Source organism: Sphingomonas radicis, assembly GCF_051400635.1.
Taxonomy (GTDB): Bacteria; Pseudomonadota; Alphaproteobacteria; order Sphingomonadales; family Sphingomonadaceae; genus Sphingomonas.
The window spans coordinates 1,111,732-1,136,593 of record NZ_JBLFFG010000001.1 but is presented as its reverse complement, the minus strand read 5'-3'; the positions used below and the strand labels follow the sequence as shown (position 1 = coordinate 1,136,593).

22 protein-coding genes are annotated in these 24,862 nt (G+C 67.9%); 14 read left to right on the top strand and 8 right to left on the bottom strand.

Annotated elements, in window-relative coordinates:
- Positions 1 to 6 precede the first annotated feature (6 nt).
- A complete protein-coding gene (locus ACMGDH_RS05190; protein ID WP_436826839.1) occupies positions 7 to 576 on the bottom strand; it encodes an SLATT domain-containing protein in 570 nt (189 codons plus the stop codon).
- Between the two features lie 209 nt (positions 577 to 785).
- Here ACMGDH_RS05190 and ACMGDH_RS05185 point away from each other — a divergent pair, with 209 nt between their 5' ends.
- From ACMGDH_RS05185 to ACMGDH_RS05165, 5 genes are all read left to right on the top strand, one after another.
- Positions 786 to 1,181, top strand: a complete 396-nt coding sequence (locus ACMGDH_RS05185) for a cupin domain-containing protein (protein ID WP_436826838.1) — start codon at positions 786 to 788, stop codon at positions 1,179 to 1,181.
- Positions 1,182 to 1,729: 548 nt separating this feature from the next.
- A complete protein-coding gene (locus ACMGDH_RS05180; protein WP_436826837.1) occupies positions 1,730 to 3,046 on the top strand; it encodes a hypothetical protein in 1,317 nt (438 codons plus the stop codon).
- Between the two features lie 239 nt (positions 3,047 to 3,285).
- A complete protein-coding gene (locus ACMGDH_RS05175; protein WP_436826836.1) occupies positions 3,286 to 3,459 on the top strand; it encodes a hypothetical protein in 174 nt (57 codons plus the stop codon).
- Between the two features lie 189 nt (positions 3,460 to 3,648).
- On the top strand, positions 3,649 to 3,858 hold the full coding sequence (locus ACMGDH_RS05170; RefSeq protein WP_436826835.1) for a cold-shock protein: 210 nt from the start codon (positions 3,649 to 3,651) through the stop codon (positions 3,856 to 3,858).
- Between the two features lie 68 nt (positions 3,859 to 3,926).
- On the top strand, positions 3,927 to 4,118 hold the full coding sequence (locus ACMGDH_RS05165; RefSeq protein WP_436826834.1) for a hypothetical protein: 192 nt from the start codon (positions 3,927 to 3,929) through the stop codon (positions 4,116 to 4,118).
- 26 nt (positions 4,119 to 4,144) lie between these two features.
- Here ACMGDH_RS05165 and acs read toward each other — a convergent pair whose 3' ends face one another.
- Complete coding sequence (acs, locus tag ACMGDH_RS05160) at positions 4,145 to 6,085, bottom strand: acetate--CoA ligase (RefSeq protein ID WP_436826833.1); 1,941 nt, start codon at positions 6,083 to 6,085, stop codon at positions 4,145 to 4,147.
- Between the two features lie 135 nt (positions 6,086 to 6,220).
- Here acs and ACMGDH_RS05155 point away from each other — a divergent pair, with 135 nt between their 5' ends.
- The 4 genes from ACMGDH_RS05155 (at position 6,221) to ACMGDH_RS05140 (ending at position 11,227) form a co-directional block, all read left to right on the top strand.
- The gene (locus ACMGDH_RS05155) at positions 6,221 to 7,711 is read left to right on the top strand and encodes an efflux transporter outer membrane subunit (protein ID WP_436826832.1); all 1,491 of its coding nucleotides are present in this window, start codon (positions 6,221 to 6,223) and stop codon (positions 7,709 to 7,711) included.
- On the top strand, positions 7,701 to 9,149 hold the full coding sequence (locus tag ACMGDH_RS05150) for an efflux RND transporter periplasmic adaptor subunit (protein WP_436826831.1): 1,449 nt from the start codon (positions 7,701 to 7,703) through the stop codon (positions 9,147 to 9,149). The genes ACMGDH_RS05155 and ACMGDH_RS05150 overlap by 11 nt, the downstream gene beginning before the upstream one ends.
- Positions 9,139 to 9,861, top strand: coding sequence for an ABC transporter ATP-binding protein (locus tag ACMGDH_RS05145; RefSeq protein WP_436826830.1), 723 nt, complete (start codon positions 9,139 to 9,141; stop codon positions 9,859 to 9,861). The genes ACMGDH_RS05150 and ACMGDH_RS05145 overlap by 11 nt, the downstream gene beginning before the upstream one ends.
- Positions 9,862 to 10,021: 160 nt before the next feature.
- Positions 10,022 to 11,227: an ABC transporter permease gene (locus ACMGDH_RS05140; RefSeq protein WP_436826829.1), complete on the top strand. Its 1,206-nt coding sequence runs from the start codon at positions 10,022 to 10,024 to the stop codon at positions 11,225 to 11,227.
- A gap of 43 nt (positions 11,228 to 11,270) precedes the next feature.
- Here the strand turns inward: ACMGDH_RS05140 and ACMGDH_RS05135 are convergent, their stop codons facing one another.
- Positions 11,271 to 11,891, bottom strand: a complete 621-nt coding sequence (locus ACMGDH_RS05135; protein ID WP_436826828.1) for a DUF2726 domain-containing protein — start codon at positions 11,889 to 11,891, stop codon at positions 11,271 to 11,273.
- A gap of 571 nt (positions 11,892 to 12,462) precedes the next feature.
- Between ACMGDH_RS05135 and ACMGDH_RS05130 the strand changes: the two genes are divergently transcribed.
- On the top strand, positions 12,463 to 12,708 hold the full coding sequence (locus tag ACMGDH_RS05130) for a terminase small subunit (protein ID WP_436826827.1): 246 nt from the start codon (positions 12,463 to 12,465) through the stop codon (positions 12,706 to 12,708).
- 220 nt (positions 12,709 to 12,928) lie between these two features.
- Here ACMGDH_RS05130 and ACMGDH_RS05125 read toward each other — a convergent pair whose 3' ends face one another.
- The 3 genes from ACMGDH_RS05125 to ACMGDH_RS05115 form a co-directional block, all read right to left on the bottom strand.
- Complete coding sequence (locus ACMGDH_RS05125; protein ID WP_436826826.1) at positions 12,929 to 13,810, bottom strand: endonuclease/exonuclease/phosphatase family protein; 882 nt, start codon at positions 13,808 to 13,810, stop codon at positions 12,929 to 12,931.
- 225 nt (positions 13,811 to 14,035) lie between these two features.
- A complete protein-coding gene (locus ACMGDH_RS05120) occupies positions 14,036 to 14,722 on the bottom strand; it encodes a hypothetical protein (RefSeq protein WP_436826825.1) in 687 nt (228 codons plus the stop codon).
- Positions 14,710 to 15,117 carry a hypothetical protein gene (locus tag ACMGDH_RS05115; protein WP_436826824.1) on the bottom strand — a complete coding sequence of 136 codons (408 nt, stop codon included), beginning with the start codon at positions 15,115 to 15,117 and terminating at the stop codon, positions 14,710 to 14,712. Before ACMGDH_RS05115 ends, ACMGDH_RS05120 begins: the two co-directional genes overlap by 13 nt.
- 238 nt (positions 15,118 to 15,355) lie before the next feature.
- Here ACMGDH_RS05115 and ACMGDH_RS05110 point away from each other — a divergent pair, with 238 nt between their 5' ends.
- Positions 15,356 to 15,697, top strand: coding sequence for an antibiotic biosynthesis monooxygenase family protein (locus ACMGDH_RS05110; RefSeq protein WP_436826823.1), 342 nt, complete (start codon positions 15,356 to 15,358; stop codon positions 15,695 to 15,697).
- A 66-nt stretch (positions 15,698 to 15,763) separates the two neighbouring features.
- Here ACMGDH_RS05110 and ACMGDH_RS05105 read toward each other — a convergent pair whose 3' ends face one another.
- On the bottom strand, positions 15,764 to 16,504 hold the full coding sequence (locus ACMGDH_RS05105) for a hypothetical protein (RefSeq protein ID WP_436826822.1): 741 nt from the start codon (positions 16,502 to 16,504) through the stop codon (positions 15,764 to 15,766).
- A 171-nt stretch (positions 16,505 to 16,675) separates the two neighbouring features.
- The gene (locus ACMGDH_RS05100) at positions 16,676 to 18,853 is read right to left on the bottom strand and encodes a M3 family metallopeptidase (protein ID WP_436826821.1); all 2,178 of its coding nucleotides are present in this window, start codon (positions 18,851 to 18,853) and stop codon (positions 16,676 to 16,678) included.
- A gap of 152 nt (positions 18,854 to 19,005) precedes the next feature.
- Here ACMGDH_RS05100 and ACMGDH_RS05095 point away from each other — a divergent pair, with 152 nt between their 5' ends.
- The 3 genes from ACMGDH_RS05095 to ACMGDH_RS05085 are packed head-to-tail and all read left to right on the top strand — an operon-like array spanning position 19,006 to position 24,825.
- A complete protein-coding gene (locus ACMGDH_RS05095) occupies positions 19,006 to 19,755 on the top strand; it encodes an ImuA family protein (RefSeq protein ID WP_436826820.1) in 750 nt (249 codons plus the stop codon).
- Complete coding sequence (locus tag ACMGDH_RS05090) at positions 19,670 to 21,487, top strand: Y-family DNA polymerase (RefSeq protein WP_436826819.1); 1,818 nt, start codon at positions 19,670 to 19,672, stop codon at positions 21,485 to 21,487. The genes ACMGDH_RS05095 and ACMGDH_RS05090 overlap by 86 nt, the downstream gene beginning before the upstream one ends.
- Positions 21,484 to 24,825 (top strand): error-prone DNA polymerase, encoded by a 3,342-nt coding sequence (locus tag ACMGDH_RS05085; protein WP_436826818.1) that lies wholly within the window; start codon positions 21,484 to 21,486, stop codon positions 24,823 to 24,825. Before ACMGDH_RS05090 ends, ACMGDH_RS05085 begins: the two co-directional genes overlap by 4 nt.
- The last annotated feature ends 37 nt before the right edge of the window (positions 24,826 to 24,862 follow it).

Sequence of the window (24,862 nt, the reverse complement as noted above, 5' to 3'; positions counted from 1 at the left end):
CGGAGCTTACGGCAGAACACGAACCCAGAAGATGCCGACCGCCACGGGAGCAATAAATAGAGTTAGCAGTAGGCCACTTGTGACCGCGCGCTTAGCCAGAACTTTCCAAAACGACGATCGCGATATCTCCACGGGCCCGGTAGCATTCCGCAATGCTTGCCCCCGCCACCACGCGTCAAATAGCATGTCATCGTAATCGGTATCAGCCTGATTCTCGTAATGCTCAAGTATCTCAGCGTACTTTCTCATCTTTTGAGCCGCGTCGACTTGGCTTTCATAAAGTTTTTGAAGCTTAAGATAGCAGCTTCTAAATTCACTCGCGCGCTCGCTGTAGCGTTCGCCGTAGATGAACAACGATAGCGCGAACATTGCTGTCGAGGCGACGGCAGAAACAATGCCAGCATTATGAATTTCGAACTTCTGCGATATGTCTAAAAATGACAAAATAATGCTGCAAAATGCATACCATGCGAGCATGACGTGAAACAGAACACCGGTCCTGCGAAGACGCGCTTCCGTTGTCATCCGAGTCTTATATGTCAGGTAAATCTTTTCTACGGGATTATAGTTTGTCATTTGGCGGGCGCAGACAATGATTCACTAATTCCTCTAACGAAGACAGCGCAAACTCAGACAAACTCAGCGATAAGGACAACCCCACTTTCATGGAGCTAATGGCTTTCGCCATTCCGCCCGCCAAGGCAACGTATAGACCCGTCGCAGAACGTACGCAACTTTGCTAACCTTCCCCTTTACGTTGGCCACTTCGCTTCGCGGATGCATACATGCCCCACCTCCCCACCAACCCCGCGCATCTGGGCCTCGGCGCCAGCGCGTCGATCGAGCCCAAGTTCACCGGCCCCGAATGGTACGCCGCCTATGGCGAGCGTCACGGTGCGGACGGCGCCGAGGGGCGGCTCGTCTCGCAATACAGCTTCGATACGAGCTGGGACGCGTGGGAGATGCACCCGCACGGCGCCGAGCTGGTGATCGTCACGGCGGGCAGCCTCACGCTCCACCAGCAACATGCCGACGGCAGCGCCGAGAGCATCACGCTCCACGCCAACGACTATGCGATCAACCCGCCCGGCACCTGGCACACTGCCGATGTACCCGAAGGCACCACCGCGACCGCGATCTTCATCACCCCCGGCCTCGACACCCAGCACCGCCCGCGCTGATCCAGGGTTCGCACGCGAAGCCGCGAAGGCGCGAAGAAATGGTTCGCGCGGCGACGCGACGACGCGGCGGGCGTTCGTTTGTCCCCCGCGTTCGCCGTGCAAGCGGCCTTTGAACCTGCATTGCCACCGGGACCGAAGAGTCTCGCTGGCGCGAGGCCCGGCAGCAAGCCACCCCCTCTTCGCGTCGTCGCGTCGCCGCGCGAATTCCCTCTCACTTCTTTTCGCGCGGAGGCGCAGAGGTGACGCGCCACGCCGCCCCGTCTCGCGCCAGCGAGACCCTCAACCCTGACGGCCGCGGCAAGTTGAAACGCCGCTCACGCGGCAAGCATCGAAGCAAGCAGAAACCCCTCTGCGCCTCCGCGCCTCTGCGACTCCGCGCCTCTGCGCGAACCACCTTTCCCTTCTTCGCCCCTTCGCATGAACCAATCAAAAACCCCGCCACCACCCCTGTCCCACAATAAGAACAAACAACGAACAAAACGCTTTCCTACAGCCCCCGGTCCGGCATATCTGGCGAGTCCTCTGCATTGCATCGTGAGGACAGACCCATGAACGCACAGACCGAGACGCTTCCCGCCGAGCCCGCCGCCCCTGAGGTATCGGGCTTCGATTACGCCGCCTATCACGGCTTCCGCCCCGCCCCCGGCGCCACCCGGCACGAAGGCTGGACCCCGGACAAGCAGCGCACCTTCCTCGAGGCCGTGTCGGAGGGCTACACCGTGATCCAGGCCTGCGAGATTGTCGGCCTCTCCAAGCAATCGGCCTATGCGCTGCGCGGCTCCCCGCGCGGCGCCGGGTTTGCGCTCGGCTGGGACGCGGCGGTGATCAAGGCACGCGACGCGCTGGCCGACGAGCTGATGGAGCGCGCCTTCCGCGGCCAGCGCGACAAGGTCGACGACGACGGCCGGATCATCACGCGCCACCGCTTCGACAATCGCCTCGCGCTCGCGATGCTCGGCCGGCTGGATCGCATGGCCGATGCCGAGCAGGCGCCGAGCACCGCCGCCGCCGCGCGGCTGGTCGCGTGCGATTTCGCGCAATATCTCGATCTGATCGGGCGTGACGCCGGCCCGGCACGCGCAGGCGTGTTCCTCGGCGCGCGCTTGCCCGCTGGGGTCGAGCCGGCGAGCGACGACGATCTCGCCCCGATCCGCACGCTTGCCCGCGCCGATCGCTGGCTGCGCACCCACACCGACATCGCCGAGCCCCTCGACATCGCCGATCTCGATCCCGCCGAGCGCGCGAGCTGGACCGGCGAGCAATGGAACCGCGCCGAGGCCGCGGGGCTGGTCGCGGTCGCCCCGCCGCCCCCCGAAAACGTCGAATCGAGTCAAGCGAGTCAACCGGCACCCCCGCCGGAGCCCGCCTCGCTGCTCGACGATCTCTACGCCCCGGTCTGGTGGGACGAGCATGCCGAGGAATGGCGCACCCGCTTCCCCGCACCCGAGGATTTCGACGGCGATGAGCAGGGCGATTACGGCGACGACGACTATTCCCGCGAGCTGACCCTCGAAGAAGCGAAAACCGTCGCCGCCCGCTGCGAGGAAGAGCTTGCCGCGCTGCGCGCCGGCGAAACCCTGGAGCGCACCGCCTGGTTCGCCGCGCTCGCGGGGACGACGCTGGAGCAGAAGGGGGAGATCGCCGCCGGCGCCGAGGCTGTCGAAGTGCCTGAACCCACCCCCGCCCCCGTTAGCCCTGAGCCTGTCGAAGGGCGCGGGCCGGCGGAGGACCCGGGCTTCGACAAGCTCAGCCCGAACGGGGAATTGCCGACCATTGGTGCCGAGCCCGTCGAAGGCCCCGAGCCCACCCCCACCGTCCGCCCTGAGCCTGTCGAAGGGCGCGACCCCGCGGAGGACCCGGAATAGCGCGGACCAAGCCCGAGGCGCCGCCCCCTTGCGCCCCGCCGCCCTGCACCCCATCTATGTTCCAGCAGGGCGCCGGCCGCATGGCCTGTCTTTCCGCGGAATCGCGGGAACCTTCGCGCCCCCAGCTACATTCCGCTTCCTGCACGGGTCCGGCGCCGCATGGTTCCCGTCCGTGCACCCGAAGAGCGGGCAATTCCCACGCCGCAAGGCCAAGAAACAGAAAAAAACCAAGGTAAGACATGAATTTCTTCGACAATATCCACGAAACCCAGATCACCCGCCGTGTGCGTCAGCCGCGGCCGGCCCGGGGCGCGAAGGCCAAGCCCTTCGTTCCGCTCCACCGCCGGCTCTTCCCGGTCGACCATTCGCAGGGCGCGATCGCCCGCGCCGCAGTGCGCGAGGTCCTCGGCTGATCGCCGGGGCACATTCCACGGCTTCCGGGCCCCGGGGTTGCGCCTCGGGGTCCGCAGGCCCATATTGCCCGATGCTACAGTCGCAATCAGACGGTCTTTGGCGCTTTGCGGCTCCTTCTTCCTTCTCCTCGCCTCCGCAGCACGAGGTCCGCCCATCTGGGGCGCGCCGACCATAGAAGGAACCATCCAATGACCCAGCAGGGCACCGTCAAATTCTTCAACGCAGACAAGGGCTATGGCTTCATCGCCAGCGACAACGGCGGTCCGGACGCATTCGTCCACATCACCGCCGTCGAGCGCGCCGGTCTGCGCACGCTGAACCAGAACCAGCGCGTCACCTACGACCTCGAGCCCGACAAGAAGGGCAAGATGGCCGCGGTCAACCTTCAGGCCGAATAAGGCTTTTCGCGGCGTCGCGGGCCCCCGGGTCCGCGGCGCCGCTCTATTTCCTCCCGCGGGAGACTGACATGGCGAAGCTCGCCGAATCCTACCGCGAATATGCCGCCAAGGCCCAGGCCGACGCGGCCGCCGCCACGCTCGACAACGTCCGCGACCGCAATCTGCGCGCGGCCGATGCCTGGCTCCAGATGGCGGACCGCCACGAGCGCACCGAGCGCGCGCGCGCCGAGCGCGAGGGCACCCCGGCCGTCACCGACTGAGCCGGCGGCGCCGGCTCGCCGGTGCCTCAGCCAGCCACCCGGTTGGCGACCAGATCGTCCACCACCGCCGGATCGGCGAGCGTCGAAGTGTCGCCCAGGTTGGCGACGTCTCCCTCGGCGATCTTGCGCAGAATCCGCCGCATGATCTTGCCGCTGCGGGTCTTGGGCAGCCCGGGGGCGAACTGGAGCGCGTCGGGAGCGGCGATCGGCCCGATCTCGCTCCGCACCCAGTCCCGCAGTTCCTTGCGGAGTTCCTCGCCGGCCGCGCAGCCCGCGTTGAGCGTGACATAGGCGTAGATGCCCTGCCCCTTGATGTCGTGCGGCATGCCCACGACCGCCGCCTCGGCGACCTTGGGGTGGGCCACCAGCGCCGATTCGACCTCGGCGGTGCCCATCCGGTGCCCCGAGACGTTGATCACATCGTCCACCCGGCCGGTGATCCAGTAATAGCCGTCCGCGTCCCGCCGGCACCCGTCGCCGGTGAAATATTTGCCGGGGTAGGTGGTGAAATAGGTCTGGAAGAAGCGGGCATGATCTCCCCACACCGTCCGCATCTGCCCCGGCCAGCTTTTGGCGATGACCAGATTCCCCTCGGTCGCGCCGTCGAGGACATTGCCCTCCGGATCGACGATCTGCGGATCGACGCCTGGAAAGGGCAAGGTGGCCGATCCGGGCTTGAGCGCAGTCGCTCCGGGCAGCGGGGTGATCATGTGCCCGCCGGTCTCGGTCTGCCACCAGGTGTCGACGATGGGGCAGCGCCCCTCGCCGACGACGTCGTAATACCAGCGCCACGCCTCAGGGTTGATCGGCTCGCCGACGGTGCCGAGCAGCTTGAGCGATTTGCGGCTGGTGGCAGTGACGAACTGGTCCCCCTCCCGCATCAGGGCGCGGAGCGCCGTGGGGGCAGTGTAGAGGATCTCGACCTGGTGGCGGTCCACCACCTGCCAGATGCGGCTCGCGTCGGGCCAGTTCGGGACTCCCTCGAACATCAGCGTCGTCGCCCCGTTGGCGAGCGGTCCGTAGACGATGTAGCTGTGCCCGGTCACCCAGCCGATGTCGGCGGCGCACCAGTAGATCTGGCCGGGGCGGTAATCGAACACCAGCTCATGGGTCATCGCCGCCCACAGCAGATATCCGCCGCTGGTGTGGAGCACGCCCTTGGGCTTGCCGGTCGAGCCTGAGGTGTAGAGGATGAACAGCGGGTCCTCCGCCCCCATCGGCTCGGCGGGGCAGTCGGCCGAGACCAGCGCCGCGGCCTCGTCGTACCAGACGTCCCGGCCGGGCTGCATCGCCACCTCTCCGCCGGTGGCGCGGACGACGATGACCTTTCTGAGCGCCGGGGCGAGCGCTGCCGCCGCGTCGACATTGGCCTTGAGCGGCACCCGCTTGCCGCCGCGCCGCCCCTCGTCGGCAGTGACCAGCACGTCGCTGTCGCAGTCGGTGATGCGGTTCGCCAGGCTGTCGGGCGAGAAGCCGCCGAAGACGACCGAGTGGATCGCCCCGATCCGAGCGCAGGCGAGCATGGCGAACGCCGCCTCGGGGATCATCGGCATGTAGATGGTGACGCGGCTGCCCTTCCCGACCCCCTGCGCCTTGAGCACGTTCGCGAAGCGGCAGACCTCTTCGTAGACCTGGAGGTAGGTGAAGCGCCGCGGCGCCTCGCCGGGCTCGTCGGGCTCCCAGAGGATCGCCATATCCCCGCCGCGGCTGGCGAGGTGCCGGTCGAGGCAATTGGCGGCGACGTTGAGCTTGCCGTCGGCGAACCAGTTGATGTGGAAGTCGGCTTCGTCGAACGACCAGTCGCCCGCCATCTCGGGGCGCTTGATCCAGTCGAGCCGTTTCGCCTGCTCCAGCCAGAAGCTCCCCGGATCGGCCAGGCTCCGCCCGTGGAGCCTGGCATATCCCTCGGCATCGACGCGCGCGCTGCGCGCCCATTCCGCGGGCACCGGGTACAGATCGTCGGACATCGCGCTCTCCTCGGCGGCGCTTCTAGGTCGGGCGCGGCGGGTTCTGCAAGGCGGGCGAGAGCGAAACTCTGGATGATACAAGTTGCGACAAGTTTTCGATGGAACTCGTTGCCGCTCCGAACCATCTTGCAGCCCATGGCCAATCGCCCGCCGATCCTGAGCGTGTCCCTCGTGCTGCTGCTCGCAGCCTGCTCCACCGGACCCGACTACCGCCCCGGCAGCCCTGCCGAGCTCGGCGTACCCGAAGGCTATTCGGTCCCCGCCGACCAGCGCGCGGCTGAGGATCTGACACGCTGGTGGAACAGGTTCGACGATCCGATGCTCGGTTCGCTGGTCGAGCGCGCGCAATCGGCAAACCTCGACGTGGCACAGGCAGTCACTCGGCTGCGGCAGGCCCGCGAGTCGCTGGTCCAGGCCCGCTCCAGCCTCTTTCCCAATATCGGTGCTTCGTTCGGCACGTCGCGGAGCGAACCGCTGCGTGGCGCCTCGACCACGGTGACGCTTCCGGACGGCAGCGTGACTTCCTTCTCGCAGGGCGGCAACAGCAGCTTCTCGCTGGGCGCGGACGCCAGCTACCAGGTCGATCTGTTCGGCGGCGTCGCCCGCAGCGTCGAGGCGGCGCGCGCGGGCTATGAGGCTTCCGGCTTCGATTATGCCACCGTGCTGATCTCGATCGAAGCCGAGACCGCGCGCAACTATGTGCTCGCCCGCGCCGCCCAGGCGCAGCTCGCCAATGCCCGCGAGACGCTGGCGATCCAGGAGGACAATCTCCAGATCGCCCAGTGGCGCGTGCAGGCCGGACTCGTCTCGTCGATCGACCAGGAGCAGGCGCGCGCGCAGCGGGCGCAGACCGCCGCCACCATCCCCACGCTCGAGACGAACTACAACGGCTTCGTCTCGCGCCTAGGCGTGCTCACCGGCCAGGCGCCGGGCGCGCTCAAGGCCGAGCTCGAAGCCGTCAAGCCGATCCCGCGCGGGCCAGCGAGCGTCGCCGCCGGCATCCCCGCCGATTCGCTCCGCCAGCGCCCCGATATCCGCTCCGCCGAGCGCAACCTCGCCGCCGCCACCGCGCAGATCGGCGTCGCTACTGCGCAGCTCTATCCGGCACTGTCGATCGGCGGCAGCATCGATACCGGCGCGAGCGCGATCGACGCGCTGTTCGACACGATCACCGGCCGGCTCTTCGCCAACATCGCCCAGACGATCTTCGACGGCGGCCGCACCCGCAGCCAGGTCCGCTCGGCTCAGGCCGCAGCCGACGGCGCCTTCCTCGCCTACAAGCAGACCGTGCTCACGTCGCTCGAGGAGATCGAAAATGCGATCGTCGCACTCGACGCCGCCAAGCGCCGGGAGGCGGAGTTCCGCGTCGCCTTCGATGCCGCGAACAACCAGGCGATCTTCGCCCGGATGCAATATCGCACCGGCCTCACCGATTTCCTGACGCTGATCCAGAGCGAGAGCTCGCTGCTCTCGGCGCGCAACGGCATCGTCCAGGCGCAGTCGGACCAGTCGACCGCGCTCATCCAGCTCTATCTCGCGCTCGGCGGCGGGTGGGACAGCAGCACCGTCCCGCAAGCCCCCGCTCCGACCCTCTCCACTGCAGGCAGCACCGCCGATGGCAACTGATCCCAACGCCAATCTCGACGAATTCCTCGGCACCCCGGCGCGCCCCTGGTGGCGGCGCTGGCTCAAGTGGATCATCATCGGCGCTGTGGTGCTGCTCGCGGTACTGGCGCTCGGCCGCTTCTTCTTCGGCGGCAGCGCCGCGCCGCAATATTCCACCGAGGAAGTCGAGCGCGGCGCGCTGACCGTCACCGTCTCGGCCACCGGCAAGCTCGCGCCGACCAACCAGGTCGACGTGGGTTCCGAGCTTTCGGGCCTGGTCGAGACCGTCACCGTTGACGTCAACGATCGTGTCATCAAGGGCCAGCCGCTCGCGGTGCTCGATACCTCGCGCCTCGACGACGAGATCACCCAGAGCCGGGCGTCGCTCAGCGCCAACCAGGCGCAGGTCGGTCAGGCGCAGGCGACCGTCGCCGAAGCGCAGGCGCAGCTCGCACGCATGGAGGAAGTCAGCCGGCTGTCGGGCGGCCGCGTCCCCGCCAAGGTCGAGATGGAGCAGGCGCGCGCCGCCGTACAGCGCGCCGTCGACGCGCTCCGCGCCGCCCAGGCGAACGTCGTCTCCGCGCGCGCCGCGCTCTCCTCCTCCGAGACCCAGCGCTACAAGGCGGTGATCCGCTCGCCCGTCAACGGCGTGGTGCTCGCCCGCCAAGTCGAGCCCGGCCAGACCGTCGCCGCCTCGTTCAACACGCCGACGCTGTTCGTCATCGCCGAGGACCTTTCGGCAATGGAGCTCGAAGTCGCGATCGACGAAGCCGACGTGGGCTCGGTCAAGGAAGGCCAGCTCGCGAGCTTCACCGTCGATGCCTTCCCCGGCGAGACTTTTCCCGCGACGATCACCCGTGTCGATCTCGGCTCCAATCTCTCGGCGCAGAGCAGCACGTCGAGCAGCACCAGCACCTCGACCACTGCCAACCAGGTCGTCTCCTATGCCGCGACGCTGAGCGTCACCAATCCCGAGCAGAAGCTGCGCCCGGGCATGACCGCCACTGCCGAGATCATCACGCGCGCCAGGCCCAATGTGCTGCTGGTGCCCAATGCGGCGCTGCGCTTCCGCCCTGCCGCGACGGACGGTCAAGCCGCGAGCAGCGGCCAGGGCGGCATCGCCGGTGCGCTCGTCCCGCGGCGCCGGCGCGGCAACGAGGCCGAAAAGTCGGCCACGATGCGCCGCGGCGCGACCCAGACCGTCTACATCCTCGGCGAGGATAGCCAGCCGCGCCCAGTCCAGGTCACCACCGGCGACACCAACGGCACCGTCACCGAAGTCACCGGCGGCGATCTCAAGCCCGGCATGCAGGTCATCACCGGCCAGCTCGCCGCGGGCGGCACCCAGCGCAAGGCAGGCAGCGGCCAGCGCCGCCAGGGCGGCGGCGGTCAAGGCGGTGGCGGCCAGGGCGGCGCATCGAAGGGCGGCGCCGCCAGCGGAGGCCCGAGTGGCGGCTAGCGATCCGCCCCTCATCCAGCTCCGCCGCGTGACCAAGGTCTATGGCGAGGGCCCGACTGCCTTTCCGGCGCTGAAGGGCATCGACCTCGACATCCAGGCCGGCGATTTCGTCGCGGTGATGGGCCCCTCGGGCTCGGGCAAGTCGACGACGATGAACATTCTTGGCTGCCTCGACGTGCCGACCAGGGGCGAGTTCCGATTCAAGGGCGTGCATGTCGAGAAGCTCGAGCGCGATCAGCGCGCGCTGCTCCGGCGCAAGTACCTCGGCTTCGTCTTCCAGGGGTTCAACCTGCTCGCACGCACCTCGGCGCTGGAGAATGTCGAGCTTCCCCTGCTCTACCGTGGCGATCCCAAGAAGGAGCGGCGCGAGGCGGCGATGGCGGCGCTCGACAAGGTCGGGCTCAAGGAATGGTGGGACCATACCCCGGCCGAGCTCTCGGGCGGGCAGCAGCAGCGCGTCGCGATCGCCCGCGCGATCGTCACCAACCCCGCCGTGCTCCTCGCCGACGAACCCACCGGCAACTTGGATTCGGAGCGTTCGATCGAGATCATGAAGCTGCTCACCGATCTCAACGCGACGAGCGGCATCACCGTGCTGATGGTCACCCACGAGCCCGACATGGCTGCCTTCGCGCGCACCATCGTCCACTTCAAGGACGGGCTGGTCGAGCGGATCGACACCAGGCACGCCGCAGGGGAGGCGGTGGCGTGAGCGCACCCGCATACTTCCACTTCTCCCCTCCCGCTTGCTTCTCCCCTCCCGCTTGCGGGAGGGCCCGGGGGTGGGCGCCCGCTCTCCAATTGCCGGACCGCTGGAGGATGGCGGGCGCCCACCCCCCAGCCCCCTCCCGCAAGCGAGAGGGGGAGCGATAATGCTCGGCACCACCTTCTTCCTCGCGATCCGCTCGATCTTCCGCCACAAGCTGCGCTCGTTCCTGACGACGCTGGGCATCATCATCGGCGTCGCCGCGGTGGTCGCGATGGTGACCCTCGGCAAGGCGACCACCAAGGCCGCCCAGGACCAGGTCGCGAGCCTCGGCACCAACATCCTCCAGGTCCGCCCCGGCCAGGGCTTCGGCCGCGGCGGCGGCGGCCCGCGGCCGCCCGATTTCAAGCAGGAGGATGTCGACGCGGTCGCGCGGCAGGTGGCGGGCGTCACCGCCGTCGCGCCCCAGGCGCAGTCGACCGGCACTGCGATCTACCAGGGCGCAAACTGGTCGACGACGATCAACGGCACCACCGGCGACTATTTCACCGTCCAGCCCTGGCCGCTCGTCTCGGGCCGCAATTTCACGCGCCAGGAGGAGCAGGCAGGCAAAGGCGTGTGCATCATCGGCAACACGGTGCGCACCAATCTCTTCCGCGGCGGCGAGGCGGTGGGCGAGCGCATCCGCCTCAACGGCATCTCGTGCGACGTGATCGGCGTGCTCTCCACGCGCGGCCAGGGCGGGTTCGGCGATCAGGACGACGTCGTCATCATGCCGATCAAGCAGGTCCAGCGCCGCTTCACCGGCAACCGCGACATCCGGCTGATGCTGGTCGGCGTCGATCCGGCCTATGAAACCGGGCAGGTGCAGGAATCGATCAAGCAGGTGCTGCGCGAGCGGCGCAACATCACCGGCGGCAAGGAAGACGATTTCAACATCTTCGACACTGCCCAGATCAGCCAGGCGCTCACCGGCATCACCACCCTGCTCACGTCGATCGTCACCGCAGTGGCGGCGATCAGCCTGGTGGTGGGCGGCATCGGCATCATGAACATCATGCTCGTGTCGGTCACCGAACGGACGCGGGAGATCGGCATCCGCCTGGCGATCGGCGCCGTGGCGCGCGAAGTGCTGATGCAATTCCTGATGGAGGCGGTGGTGCTCTCGTGCCTCGGCGGCCTGGTCGGGCTGCTGGTCGCGCAGCTCGTCGTGCTGATCCTCGCACCGCTGATGCAGGTGCAATGGATGTTCGATCCGCAGATCAACGTCATCGCCTTCCTCGTCTCGGCGCTGATCGGCGTGGTCTTCGGCTATTTCCCCGCCCGCCGCGCCGCCAGCCTCAACCCGATCGACGCACTGCGGCACGAATAAGGACGGGCGCGGACCGCGCGGGTTCACGCCCCCCGCAGGCCCGCTATGCCGCGGCGGATTTCGCCACTGCCGCGCGCGCGGTCAGCTTGCGCACCATCTCGCGCACTTCGGCAGGGGTGTTGCCGGTGACGACTTCGACATAGCCGATGCCCGCCCGGCGCAGCGCTTCCTTTTTCACGGCGTCCCGGGCGGCGGTCTCGGCGCCGAGGTGATGGCCGCTGCCCTGAAATTCGATTGCGTGGAGCGGCCTACACTCGGCATCCACGATAAGTAGGTCGACTCGCTTGGCGTTGATGGCCCAGAAGGCGTCCTTGTCGTCGCTCCACAGTATCTCGCCGAGCGACACCTGGCCCATCGCCCGCCACCCGGGACTTTCCTCCGCCAGCACCTTGTCGATGCACGCGAGCAGCCGGCGCTCCGGCTTGTTCAGCAGCGCCCGCGGCTTGAAGTGCGCATCCATCACCCGGCGCAGTTGCTCGGCGGCGTCCAGCGTCGCGCGCTCCGGCACGGCTCTGGGCGAGCCGCTGCGATTTGGCGCGAGCCTGCCCTTGTTCGCATTGCGGCCACGCCAATAGGCCCGGCGCTCGGCGCTATGTTGCCCCTCTACGAGCCGCTCGACCGAAATCCCGATCACCGCTCCCACCGCAAGGATCAGGAGCAGCAACAGCGGCTGTGCAAGCAGAGAATCGAAACCGGCAAGCATCCATGAAATGCTGTCAGAGACGGTAAGAAAAGGGTAAATCACGATGTGCAAAGGCCAAGACCGCGGCGGTGGCGGACTGTTCGCTACTGCCGATCATCCCCTGACTTCTTGATCTCACGCGGAGGCGCGAAGGCGCGGAGAGAAGAAGGTTGTTCGCGCAGAGGCGCAGAGGACGCAAAGCGGTTCCAGCCGCGAAAGCGGCAGGAATCCTCGAAGCGAGCAATCGAAGCCGCTGCCGCGGCACGCTCGAACTCGAAAAGGCGTCATCCCTTCGCGCCTTCGCGTGAACGAACTTCTTCCTCTCTGCGCCCTCTGCGCCTCCGCGCGAACACAAAGCTACTGCACCGCCGGGCACCCCGCCCCCTGATGGATGCGCGAAAGCCACAGCACGCGGAAATATCTCCTGCGCCCATTTCAAAATAGGATTTCGCCTGCTCCATCCTTTCGGATGGAAAGCCAGCCCATCGCTCCGCCGCCGCCCGCGCGTCCCGCGCCCGCGGCTCCTGCCCCCAGCCGTCCGGCCGCACCGCCGATGCGCGCGCAATGGACGCCTGCCAAACAGCGCATCTTCCTCGCCGCGCTGCTCGAAACCGGCAGCGTCACGCGTGCCGCCCAGGCGGCCGGCATGTCGCGGACGAGCGCGCAACGCTTGCGCCGGCGGCTCGCCGGGACGCCGTTCGACCAGCTCTGGGATCAGGTGCTCGCGCAACACGCGCGGCGCATGGTCAATCCGTTCGCTCCCGAAGCCCAGCCCGCCGCGCGCGAGCCGCAACGCTGATGCATGGCCGCGTAGCCGCTGCGCCGGTGCCGCTTACCTGCCGCGTACCTGCCGCGTTGGTGCCGAGTGGGTGCGGCTTCAGCGCCGCGCGGACGCCGCGTCAGTGCCGCGTGGATGCAGCCTCGGCGCCGCGTAGATGCTGCGTCCCCGCCGCGTCCCTGCCGCTTCGCCCGGAATCACGCGTATCGAGTCAACCGCAGTCAACCGCCGCCCCGCCTCATTACATCTGCAGCGTCACCACCACCGGGAAATGGTCCGAAGCCCACACTTTCCCCGCATGGTCGGTCAGCGTCTCGGCCGATCGCGCCGTGAAGCCCTTCACGAAGATCGCGTCGATGCGTTTGCCCGGCGTGCCGGTGAAGCCGTGGAAGGTCGCCTCGGGCCCCTCGCTCTTCGGTGCCGCCGCGCGCGCATCGGCCAGCGCACCCGCCAGCCGCTTCCACGCCGCGCTCTCGGGCGTGGTGTTGAAGTCGCCGGTCAGCACCGTCGGCAGGTCGGCGCCGGGCAGCTTGTCGAGCTGCGCGACGATCAGCGCCGCGCCCTTCTCGCGCGCGGCATCGTCCTCGTCGCGGTACGGGAAATGCGTGTTGAGCAGGCGGAAGCGGCGGCCCTTGTCCTCGCCTTCGCCGATTCGCTCGAAGATCGCCCAGGTCACGTTGCGCGGCAGCGGATGGCCCCAGCTGATGCTCCCGGGCACTTCGGGCGTGTCGGAAAGCCAGAACTGGCCGTGCTGCACCACGCGCAGCCGCCTGGTGTCGTAGAGCACGCCCATATGCTCGTCGTCGTGCCCGCCGCGCCGGTCGATCCCGAACCAGGCATAGCCGGGCAGCCGCGCGATCAGCTCGTCGCCCTGGCGCTGGAACATCTCCTGCGTGCCGATCACGTCGGGCGCCGTGCGGCGGATCGCTTCGGCCGCCAGATCGCGCCGCGCTTCCCACACATTGGCGCCGTCGCCCTCGGCCGGATAGCGCACGTTGAAGCTCATCACCTTGAGCGGCTGCGCGATCGCGGGCGCCAGCGTCGAGAAGGCGAGCAGCAGCCCGGCGATCAGCCGGACGAGCGTCGAGGGGCGGAGCGGATGCGGGGAGCGAAGCGATTCCATGGCGCATCTGGTAAATCGCTGCGCCGCGAAGTCGACCCCGATCGTCGTCCCGACGGAAAAATCCGGCAGGCGCCGGCCTTGGGCAGGGCCGGAGAATACTCCGGAATGGCGGCAATCGGTTCCTTGCTTGTTCTTGCCGGATTACATGGCTGCGCTCTCGAGACCGCGGCGATACCGGGCCCCGGCCTTCGCCGGGGAACCGGTTCGGATCGAATGAATCCCGTTCTAGCCTTGGTCGGGAGCCGGTTCGGGGGTTGGTGCGGGGGAAGGCTCCGGTTCGGGTTGGGGGGCGGGCGCTGGCGGAGGCGCCGGCGCGGCAGCCGGCTTGCGCCGGGCCATGCTCGCCGCGACTTTCCATGCACCGATCACCACGCCCGCCACCAGCAGCACGTTGGCGCTCAGCAGCAGCACCAGCATCAGGATGATCGCCGAAGTGCTCTCTTGGTCGAGCAGCCGGCGCAGCTCCTCGCCGTGGCGGCCGGTATAGACTGCCTGGCGATAGTCGCCGCGGAACGGGCGGACGAGCTCCTGCACGCGCGCAGATGGATTGAGCGGAATGACGATCCGGTCGATCCTCTCGCCCTCCGCGGCCGGCATGTTGGTGCTCAGCACATGGTTTTCCGCGACCACCCAATAGCTGATCGCCGAAATGCTGCCGATCAGCACCGTGCCGATCACCAGCGCCGCGGCCATGGTGCGCTTCATCTTCTGGATCGACGGGCCCAGCATCACCACCGAAAGCAGCACGGCAAGGCTGACGAAGAAGCTGAGCGCCTTGACGATCTGGGACAGGCTCGGCGGAATGTCGACCAGCCCGAAGAGCAGCGCGATCGCCGGGAACAGGCTGAGCAGCGCGGCCAGCCCCTTGATGAGCCTGCCGGTGGCGTCGAGCTGGGCATCTACTGCGGGCATGCGAGCCTCACGGGATCGGAGGAAGTATCGACGAAGGTCCGGCTGACGCGCGACGCCAGGCGCAGGCTCCCTCCGCATTCCGGAATGAACACATAAGAGTCACCAAGTAGGACCGCGACATGCTCGTCGATCTGCCACGGACCATAAGCGCCCGAGCTCTGGATGAATTGCCGCTTGGCCGCGTCGGTCGTCCCGGCAGACGCATAGAAGTCGGAGCGCAGATAATGGAATTGCGAGACGCCCGTTCCCTGCACCAGCACCCGCAGCTGCGATCTTTCCGGCTCGGGGGCCGGTTCCGGCGGGGGTGCGGTCTCGGGCACCCACTCGGGCGGCGGTTCCGCGCCGGTTTCGACCGGGGCCTCGACCGCGGAACGTGCGCAGCCAGATATCGCCACGGCAGCAGCCAGAACGACGCCTATCACTATTGGCTTTGATCTCGGCGACACCTCAACCCCCTTTTTGAAGTCCGCGCTGGAGACTTTAGATTATTTATCAGCGGAAAATACAACCATTGCCCGTTTCACCTCTTTGACTTGTCCCGCTTCGAGAAAAGGACGGAATTACAAGGAGCGGAGCCGGCCCGATGAACCCATCCCTTCGCCTACGCATTCCGGTCTCGAAAGGAGCGCAGCCATGTTCGTCGCCGCCTATTGGTGGAAGGTTCATCCCGGCAAGGAGGCGCAGTTCCGCGCCGCCTGGCGCCGCGGCACCGAGCTGATCCGCCAGCGCTACGGCTCACTCGGCTCGCGCCTCCACCGCGACGCTGCCGCCGACGGGCTCACCCGCTTCATCGGCATCGCCGAATGGCCCGACCGCGCGACGTGGCAGCGCGCCTTCGACGCCAAAATGGCCTATGACGAGCCCGAAACCCGCGCCGCCTTCCTCGACGCGATCGCCGAAACTGCGCCCGAACCCATGCTCCTCCTCGAAGTCACCGACGACTTGCTGGACCGTGCGGAAGGAGCGGTCCCCTGAGCGCCCTGGCACGCACTTCCGCCGCCACCCGGAGAAGCCAGGCAGCGGCGGAAGCGCGCCGCGCCCCTAGCTGGTGATCGGGACCGCCGGGTTGATGTGGGTCTGCACGTCGAACGCCGCGGTGCCCTTGATCTTGCCGTTGAGCGTGCCCGAGGTCTTCGGCAGGATCGATCCGGCGTCGGCGAACCAGAAATAATGGCCGTTGACGCGATCCGGGAAGTTGGCGCCGAACATCCCCGCCACTTGGATCGGCGCCGAGAACTTCATCTTCTCGGTCTTCATCGTCGCCACCATGTCGACCTTCACCTGCGAATTGGGCGGCACGGTGACGGTCACGGTGGCGCTGGCGCCCTTGTTGACGGTGTTCGAGCCGGTCTGGCCCACGGTGGCGGAGACGTTGAACTGCATCCCCATCTGGAACACCCCCTCCAGCGTCACGCTCTCGCTGAACGTCATGCCTTCGGTCAGCGAGGTCGACCAGCCGGTGCTTTCGGACCAGCCGCCGTTGACGGTGAGCGAGATCGACGCGGGCTGGTCACCGTGGTTGTACGCGGTGTTGCTGCCCACGATCGCCTGGTCGGCTTCCTGACCGTCCTCGGTATAGGTGATCTCGCCCAGCGTCTTGTAGCAGAAATGGCCATATTGCTGGGTGATCGGCGGGTTCACCGCGTCATAATAGGTCGTGTCGTTGAGCGCGATCCCGTCGGGGTTCTTGTTGTAGATCGACTTGAACTTGTCGCGCACCGCGCTGGGGCTCGAATCCAGAGCCTGGAGATCGGACCAGACGAGATATTCCTGAGTAGCCATGCGATTTCCCTCCTGTCCGTGATGGACGCGCGGAGGAGAACAGCAGCGCCCCGCCGCGGCAATCGGGCCAGGGGTCAGTCGAATCCCTTTCGGTTGCGTCTGTGCCGACGCGCCCGAAACGGAGGTTTCCGGGGGAAGCGAGGGGCGCCGCGACGACGCCCCTCCCAAGGCTCACTGCACCGGAAAGCCGCGCCGCTTGAACAGCGCCTTCACGTCCGGATCGCGGCCGCGGAAGGCGCGGTAGGCCTCCTTGCGGTCGGTCTCGTTGCCGGTGGAGAGCAAAGTGGTGCGGAAGCGGTCGGCAGTCGCCTGGTCCCAGACGTTGCCGGTCTCCTCGAACGCCGCCCAGGTGTCCGCGTCCATCGTCTCGGACCAGAGGTACGAATAATAGCCGGCCGAGTAAGCATCGCTCGAGAAGAGGTGATTGAACTGCGGCAGCCGGTGCCGCATCACGATCTCCCGCGGCATGCCGATGCTCGCCAGTGTCTCGCGCTCAAATGCGTCGGGATCCGACACCGGCGTATCGCGGTCATGGAGCTTCATGTCGATAATCGCGGAGGAGAGATATTCCACCGTGTCGAAGCCCTGGTTGAACGTCTGGGCCTTCTCGATCTTGGCCACCAGCTCGGCCGGGATCGGCGCGCCGGTCTGGTAATGTTTGGCGAAGCGATTAAGCACCTCGGGCGTCAGCAGCCAGTTCTCATTCACCTGGCTCGGATATTCCACGAAGTCGCGCGGCGTGCCCGCCAGCCCCGGGTAGTAGACGTTCGAAAGCAGGCTGTGCAGCGCGTGGCCGAACTCATGGAAGAGCGTGGTCGCGTCGTCGAGACTGATCAGCGTCGGCTGCCCCGCGCCGCCCTTGGTGAAATTGTTGTTGTTGCTCGCAAGCACGATCCGCTCGCCGAGCAGGCCCGACCGGCCGCGGTAGCTGGTCGCCCAGGCGCCCGAGCGCTTCCCCGAGCGGGCGAAATTGTCGAGGTAGAAGATGCCGACGGTGCTTCCGTCCTTGCGGCTGGTGACCAGGAAGGTGCGCACATCGGGCTGGAAGACCGGGATCGTCCCCGTATTCTCCTTGAAGTCGAGCCCATAGAGCTGCCCCGCGGCCCAGAAGGCACCCTGCACGATCTGGTCGAGCTGCAGGTACGGCTTCACCTCGTTCTCGTCGAGGTCGTACTTCGCCTTGCGAACCTTCTCGGCATAGAAGCGATAGTCCCAGGGCTCGATCGTGATCTTGGCCCCTTCCCCCCTCTTTGCTTCGGCGTCGGCGAGCGCCTGCATGTCGGCCACTTCCTCGCGCACCCGCGCCACGGCCGCGGGCCACACCGCCATCATCAGTTTGGTGGCGTTCTCGGGCGTCTCCGCCATGGTGTCGTCCATCCGGTACCAGGCGTGGTTCCTGAACCCGAGCAGCTTGGCCCGCTCCTGCCGCAGCTTGAGGATGTCGGAGATCACGGCATTGGTATCGTTGGCGTCGCCATTGTCGCCGCGGTTGACGAACGCCTTGTAGACCTTCTCGCGCAGCGCCCGGTTGGTCGCATACATCAGGAAGGGCTGCACCGACGAACGGGTGTTCTTGATCGCCCATTTGCCCGCGGCACCGCGTGCCTTGGCTTCCTCGGCCAGGCTCGCCTTGAAGCTGTCGGAGAGCCCCGCAAGATCCGCCTCGCTGTCGAGGAGGATCGCGGTCTCTTCGTCTGCCAGCACGCGGCGGCTGAACTCGGTATAGGCCTGCGCCAGCGCCTGGTTGATCCGCTTGACCTCGGCCTTGCCCGCTTCGTCGAGCAACGCGCCCGAGGTCACATAATCGCGGTAGGTCCGCTCGAGCAGCCGCATCTGCTTGGCGTCGAGCCCCGCATTGGCGCGAGCGTCGTATACTGCTTTCACGCGGGCGAACATCTTGGGATCGAGGCTCATCTCGGTGAAGAAGGCCGAGAGTTTCGGGCTCCACTCCTTGGCGATCGCCTGCACTTCGGGCGTGGCGAGGTTGCTCTGGTAGACGCCCCAGATCGCGAACAGCCGGCTCATCTGCTCGCCCGAGCGCTGATCGGCCTCGATCGTATTGGCAAAGGTCGGCGCGGCGGGATTGTCGCGGATCGCGTGCATCTCGGCGCGCGCCTTCACCATCGCCGCTTCGAACGCCGCGGGGAACATCGCCGGCGTCACCTTGTCCCACGGCGGCACTCCGTCGAACGGCCCGGTCCATTCGGCGAGCAGCGGCGCGGGATCGACAGCCGGGGTTGCAGGGGCGGACGCGGGAACGGTCTGGGTCTGCGGCATTGCGGCTCCGAAGGCAGGTGCAGCGGCGAGCGCCGTGGTCGCGATCAACGCGAGGCGCAGCTTGTGGATCATCGAAAATTCCCCCGGGCGTGCTTTAGGATGCCAGCACACTAGGCAGGCTGCGCCGGAAGGCAAGCGTGTCAGAGAACGGATTGACTCTGGAGCGGATAGGAACAGAATAGGAACATTGTCGTTCCCGAGTCGTGAGTATCCGCTGCCGCCCTATGGCCGATCCTGCCGTCCTTGCCCAGCTTCGCGAGCAATTGCGCGCGGTGGAAACCAAGGGTTTCCGCCGCCGTCCGGCGCTGCCGTTCGGGCTGGAGGCGATCGATTCGCGGCTCGCCGACCGCGGCCTGCGGCTCGACGCGCTCCACGAAGTCGCGGCCGGCACGAGCGACATGGCCGATGATTGCGCGGCCACTTTGTTCCTCGCGGGGATCGCCGCGCGCGCCTGGGGCCCGGTGCTGTGGGTGGTCCGGCGGCGCGACCTGTTCGCGCCGGGGCTCGCCCAGGTCGGGCTCGACCACAAGAGGCTGATCTATGCCGAGGCGGCCGACGATGCCGAGCTGCTCGCGATCATGGAAGAGGGACTGCGCCACCGCGGACTCGGCGCGGTGATCGGCGAAGCCAAGCGCGCCGACATGACTGCAACGCGCCGGCTCCAGCTCGCTGCCGAGGGCGGGCGGACGATCGCACTGCTGCTGAAGCGCGCCGCGCGCGAGGGCAGCGATCCGATAGCCGCGCCTTCGGCGGCGGTGACGCGCTGGCGCGTGACCTCGGCACCGTCGACGCCGCTGCCGGTGGAGGGTGTCGGGCGGGCGCGCTGGCGGCTGGCATTGGCGCGGCAAAAGGGGGGCGAGGGTTTCGAGATCGAAGTGGAGGCATGCGATGCAACGGGTCGCTGCGCTCTTCCTGCCCCAATGGCCGATCGATCGGCTGCGGCGGGTCGAGCGGCGCGCGCACGCGCAGCCTGAGTCCTTTGCCCCCCTGCCCGTGCAGCTTCCCGCGCGGAGCGGCGGCTGGCGCCCCGGCGCGCGCTGGGCACAGGAGGACTTAACTGCGGGCCAGGCAAGTCTCTTATCCTCCCCCGCCAGGGGGAGGTGGCAGCCGCAGGCTGACGGAGGGGGCGGAAGCGCAACGATAGCTCGTCGCCACCCTCCCCCTCCGACGCGCTCCGCGCGCCACCTCCCCCTGGCGGGGGAGGATAGGCCGCCCCTCATCACCACGATCCGCAACGGCAACCGCATCGAGATCGCCGCCGCCTGCCCCGTCGCGCAGGCGCTGGGGCTCAGGCCGGGCATGGCAGTCACCCAGGCGCGCGCGCAGGTGCCGGGACTCGACATCCGTCCGGCTGATCCGGAAGGCGATCTCGCAGCACTCCACCGCCTCGCCATCCTCGCCGCCCGCCGATGGTCGCCGATCGTCGCGCTGACCGGCAGCGACGGGCTGTTCCTCGATCTCACCGGCACCGCGCATCTGTTCGGCGGCGAGGAAGCCATGGCACGGCGCATCGTTCGCCTGCTCGCCCGCGCCGGCTTCACTGCGCGGATCGCCATCGCCGACACCCCCGGCGCCGCCTGGGCGCTCGCGCGCCACGCGGGACGCCGGACAATGCTCTGCCCTCCCCGCGAACAGGCCCGGGCACTCGCAGACCTCCCCACACCCGCGCTGCGCATCGAAGAATCCGCAGTCGAGCTGCTCCGCCGCCTTGGCATCGAGCGGATCGGCCAGCTCGCCGCGATGCCGCGCGCCCCGCTCGTCCGCCGCTTCGGCGCGGAGACGGTGTTGCGCATCGACCAGGCGCTCGGCCGCATGCCCGAGCCGCTCGACCCGGTGATCCCGCCCGAGGCCATCGCCACGCACCAGCGCTTCGCCGAGCCGATCGCCACTGCCGAGGCGATCGCGCATTGGCTGGGCGTGCTCGTTCCCCGGCTCGCTGCCGCGCTGGAGGCCCAGGGGCTGGGCGTCCAGGCATTGGAGTGCATCGCCGAGCGAATCGACGGCCTTCCCCAGCGCATCCGCATCGGCCTCGCCCGCCCCAACCGCGATCCCACGCACCTGCTTCGCCTGCTCAAGCGCCGGATCGAAGATGTCGAGCCGGGCTATGGCATCGATGCGATCGCTCTCCACGTCCGCCGCGCCGCGCCCCTCGGGCCCCAGCCGGTGCTCGAACGGCTCGACGAGGAGGCGGCGCCCGACATCGCCACGCTGGTCGACACGCTCGCGACGCGGATCGGCCAGGCCGCCATGTGGCGGATGCGCCCGGTGGAGAGCGACGTGCCCGAGCGCAGCAGCGCCCGCGCGCCCGTGCTCGATCCGCCCGAACGCGGCGCGCTGCGCGGCAGGCGCGACGATGTCCGCCAGCTCGATCGCAATCCGCCTTTGCCGCCCTGGCACCCCGGCTGGCCGCGCCCGGCGCGGCTGCTCGCCCGGCCCGAACGCCTCGATCATGTCATGGCGGAGCTGCCCGATCACGCCCCGCGCCGCTTCACCTGGCGCGGACGGCCGCACCGCGTGGTGCGTGCCGACGGGCCCGAGCGCATCCATGGGGAATGGTGGAAGCGCGACGCCGAGCGCGCGAGCGTGCGCGACTATTTCCGCGTCGAGGACGAGGACGGCCGCCGCTACTGGCTCTTCCGCTCGGGCGACGGCGAACGCCCGGTGACCGGCGATCTCAGCTGGTATCTCCACGGGGTGTTCGGATGACCTGGTCCGAGCTTCAGGTGACGAGCCATTTCTCGTTCCTGCGCGGCGCGTCCTCGCCGCAGGAGCTGTTCGCCGCCGCGGCGGTGATGGGCATGCCCGCGCTCGCCATCACCGATCGCAACTCGGTGGCGGGCGTGGTGCGCGGGCTGGTCGCGGCGGAGGAGATCAGCGCGCAGGGCTATCCGATCCGGATGATCCCCGGTTGCCGGCTCGATCTCGTCGACGGAACCTCGCTGCTCGTCTGGCCCGAGGACCGGCCGGCGTGGAGCCGGCTCACGCGCCTCCTCACGCTCGGCAAGAGCCGCGCCGACGCGCAGCACGGCGAGAAGGGCAAATGCTTCCTCCATTGGGAGGATGTCGCCTGCCATGCCGAGGGGCTGGTCGGCGCGCTGGTGCCCGGACTCGACGATCCGGGCGACGATCTCGCGCTGCGCTGGATGGCGGACATCTTCGGCGAGCGCGGCCATGTCTGCCTCACCTGGCATCGCCGCCCGAACGATGCGCTGCGCATCCACGCGCTCGACGGCGCCGCGCGGCGCTTCGGCCTGACGCCGCTCGCCACCGGCGACGTGCTCTACCACCATCCCGACAACCGCATGCTCCAGGACGTGGTCACTGCGATCCGCGAGAAATGCACGATCGACGAATTGGGCTTCCGCCGCGAACGCAGCGCCGACCGGCACTTGAAGTCTCCGCAAGAAATGGCGCGCCGCTTCCGCGCCTATCCCGAAGCGCTGACCGCAGCGGAAGCGATCGTCGAGCGCTGTACCTTCTCGCTCAGGGAGCTGCGGCACCAATATCCCGATGAAGCCGTGTTCAACGGCAAGACCCCGCAGGAGGCGCTCGCCACGCTGGCCTGGAGCGGACTCAAGCAGAAGTTCGCCGGAAAACCCCCGCAGGCCTATCGCGATCTGCTCACGCACGAGCTCGGGCTCGTCGAGAAGATGGGCTATGCGCCCTATTTCCTCACCGTGAACTCGATCGTGCAGTTCGCGCGCAGCCAGCAGATCCTGTGTCAGGGGCGCGGCAGCGCAGCCAATTCGGTGATCTGCTTCGTGCTTGGCATCACCTCGATCGATCCGATCGAGCACCAGCTGCTGTTCGAGCGCTTCGTCTCGGAAGTACGCCACGAGCCGCCCGACATCGACGTCGATTTCGAACACGAGCGGCGCGAGGAAGTGATCCAGTGGATCTACGACAGCTATGGGCGCGACCATGCAGCGCTCACCGCAGTGGTCAGCCGTTACCGCAGCCGGGGTGCGCTGCGCGAAGTGGGCAAGGCGATGGGCCTGCCCGAAGACGTGACCGCGGCACTCTCCTCGCAGGTCTGGGGCTCGTCGAACCAGGTCGATGACGGCCATGCCGATTCGCTCAACCTCGACCGCAGCGATCACCGCCTGGCCCTGACGCTGGAGCTCGCACGCGCGCTGGTCGGCACGCCGCGCCACCTCTCGCAGCATCCCGGCGGCTTCGTGCTCACACGCGACGCGCTGCACGATCTGATCCCCGTCGAACCTGCCGCGATGGCCGAGCGCCATGTCGTCGAGTGGGAGAAGCTCGATATCGAGGAGCTGGGCTTCATGAAGGTCGATATTCTCGGCCTGGGCATGCTCGGCTGCCTGCGCCGCAGCTTCGATCTGCTCGCCGAGCACAAGGGCGTACACCTCACCCTGTCGTCCACCGTGCTGCAGAAGGACGACGGACCCACCTACGCGATGATCCAGCGTGCCGACACGCTGGGCACCTTCCAGATCGAAAGTCGCGCCCAGATGTCCATGCTGCCGCGGCTCAAGCCCGTCGACTTCTACGACATCACCATCCAGGTCGCGATCGTCCGCCCCGGGCCGATCCAGGGCAATATGGTGCACCCCTATCTCAAGCGCCGCGAGGTGCTGCGCGCCAATCCGGACGCGGACTTCGATTATCCTACCCCCGAGCTCAGGACGGTGCTCGCCAAGACGCTGGGCCTGCCACTGTTCCAGGAACAGGCGATGCAGGTTGCGATCGTCGGCGCCGGCTTCACCCCGACCGAAGCGGATGCGCTGCGCCGCGCGATGGCGACCTTCAAGGCGAACGGCACGATCGGCGAGTTCGAGCCCAAGCTGATCGCGGGCATGCTCGAGCGCGGCATCTCCGAGGAATTCGCCCGGCGCATGGTCGAACAGATCAAGGGCTTCAGCAACTACGGCTTCCCCGAAAGCCATGCCGCCAGCTTCGCCAAGATCGCCTGCGCCTCGTCGTGGCTCAAGTGCCGGCACCCGGACATATTCTGCGCGGCGCTGCTCAACTCGCAGCCGATGGGCTTCTACGCGCCCGCCCAGATCATCCGCGACGCGCGCGAACATGGTGTCGAAGCGCATCCGGTATGCATCAACGCCAGCGACTGGGATACTCGGATCGTCGCGGCCGGGCCCAACACCCGCCCCCGCCACGCCGGCTTCTGCGGCGAGGATGGCGATTGGGCGGCGCTGCTGCCGATCCGGCTCGGCATGCGCATCGTGCAGGGGCTGGCCGAGACCGATGCGATTGCGATCCTCGAGGCCCGGGCGGCGGGCGGGCCCTTCACTTCGGTCGAGCAACTCTGGCGCCGCTCCGGAGTGAAGCCGGCGGCGCTGGAGCGGCTGGCGCGTGCCGATGCCTTCCGGGCGCTCGGGCTCGACCGGCGCCAGGCCCTATGGGCCGTGAAAGCCTTGCGCGACACTCCCCTGCTCCTGCTGGCGGAAAGCGACACGCGCGCGGGAACTGTGCGCCCTGAAGCCGCCGAACCTCCGGTCGCGCTTCTCCCGCTCACTGCGGGACGGGAGGTGGTCGAGGATTATCGCGCCACGCAGCTCTCGCTGCGCAACCATCCCGTCCGCTTCCTGCGCGCGAGGCTGGCGGCGCGGCGGATCGTGCGATGCGGCGATCTTGTCCACCTGAAGGACGGCATGCCCGTCGAAGTGGCCGGGCTGATCCTCGTCCGCCAGCGGCCGGGCAGTGCCAAGGGCGTGGTGTTCGTGACGCTGGAGGATGAGACCGGCATCGCCAATGCCGTGCTCTGGAAGGACCGGTTCGAGGCGAACCGCCGCACCGTGATGTCCGCGACGATGCTCGCGATCCGCGGACGCGTGCAGCGCGAGGGGATCGTGATCCATGTCGTCGCCGATGCGATCACCGATTTGACGCCCTGGCTGCGGCAGGTGGGCGACCTGGAACTGCCCGATCCGGCAATGCCCGGCGACGGCGCCCACCACGGCAGCGAGATCGATCCACGCGATCGCCTCCCCGAACCCTGGCCGCCGCGGCGCAGCCTCAAGTCGCCCGATCTGATCCCGGTCCGCTCGCGCGATTTCCACTGAGGAGAACGACCATGATGTTTCCAACCGCAGGGGAATC

Coding starts and splice junctions, on each gene's coding strand:
- ACMGDH_RS05190 (WP_436826839.1), bottom strand. CDS start 576: ATGACAAACTATAATCCCGTAGAAAAGATTTACCTGACATATAAGACT.
- ACMGDH_RS05185 (WP_436826838.1), top strand. CDS start 786: ATGCCCCACCTCCCCACCAACCCCGCGCATCTGGGCCTCGGCGCCAGC.
- ACMGDH_RS05180 (WP_436826837.1), top strand. CDS start 1,730: ATGAACGCACAGACCGAGACGCTTCCCGCCGAGCCCGCCGCCCCTGAG.
- ACMGDH_RS05175 (WP_436826836.1), top strand. CDS start 3,286: ATGAATTTCTTCGACAATATCCACGAAACCCAGATCACCCGCCGTGTG.
- ACMGDH_RS05170 (WP_436826835.1), top strand. CDS start 3,649: ATGACCCAGCAGGGCACCGTCAAATTCTTCAACGCAGACAAGGGCTAT.
- ACMGDH_RS05165 (WP_436826834.1), top strand. CDS start 3,927: ATGGCGAAGCTCGCCGAATCCTACCGCGAATATGCCGCCAAGGCCCAG.
- acs (WP_436826833.1), bottom strand. CDS start 6,085: ATGTCCGACGATCTGTACCCGGTGCCCGCGGAATGGGCGCGCAGCGCG.
- ACMGDH_RS05155 (WP_436826832.1), top strand. CDS start 6,221: ATGGCCAATCGCCCGCCGATCCTGAGCGTGTCCCTCGTGCTGCTGCTC.
- ACMGDH_RS05150 (WP_436826831.1), top strand. CDS start 7,701: ATGGCAACTGATCCCAACGCCAATCTCGACGAATTCCTCGGCACCCCG.
- ACMGDH_RS05140 (WP_436826829.1), top strand. CDS start 10,022: ATGCTCGGCACCACCTTCTTCCTCGCGATCCGCTCGATCTTCCGCCAC.
- ACMGDH_RS05130 (WP_436826827.1), top strand. CDS start 12,463: ATGCGCGCGCAATGGACGCCTGCCAAACAGCGCATCTTCCTCGCCGCG.
- ACMGDH_RS05125 (WP_436826826.1), bottom strand. CDS start 13,810: ATGGAATCGCTTCGCTCCCCGCATCCGCTCCGCCCCTCGACGCTCGTC.
- ACMGDH_RS05120 (WP_436826825.1), bottom strand. CDS start 14,722: ATGCCCGCAGTAGATGCCCAGCTCGACGCCACCGGCAGGCTCATCAAG.
- ACMGDH_RS05110 (WP_436826823.1), top strand. CDS start 15,356: ATGTTCGTCGCCGCCTATTGGTGGAAGGTTCATCCCGGCAAGGAGGCG.
- ACMGDH_RS05105 (WP_436826822.1), bottom strand. CDS start 16,504: ATGGCTACTCAGGAATATCTCGTCTGGTCCGATCTCCAGGCTCTGGAT.
- ACMGDH_RS05100 (WP_436826821.1), bottom strand. CDS start 18,853: ATGATCCACAAGCTGCGCCTCGCGTTGATCGCGACCACGGCGCTCGCC.
- ACMGDH_RS05095 (WP_436826820.1), top strand. CDS start 19,006: ATGGCCGATCCTGCCGTCCTTGCCCAGCTTCGCGAGCAATTGCGCGCG.
- ACMGDH_RS05090 (WP_436826819.1), top strand. CDS start 19,670: ATGCAACGGGTCGCTGCGCTCTTCCTGCCCCAATGGCCGATCGATCGG.
- ACMGDH_RS05085 (WP_436826818.1), top strand. CDS start 21,484: ATGACCTGGTCCGAGCTTCAGGTGACGAGCCATTTCTCGTTCCTGCGC.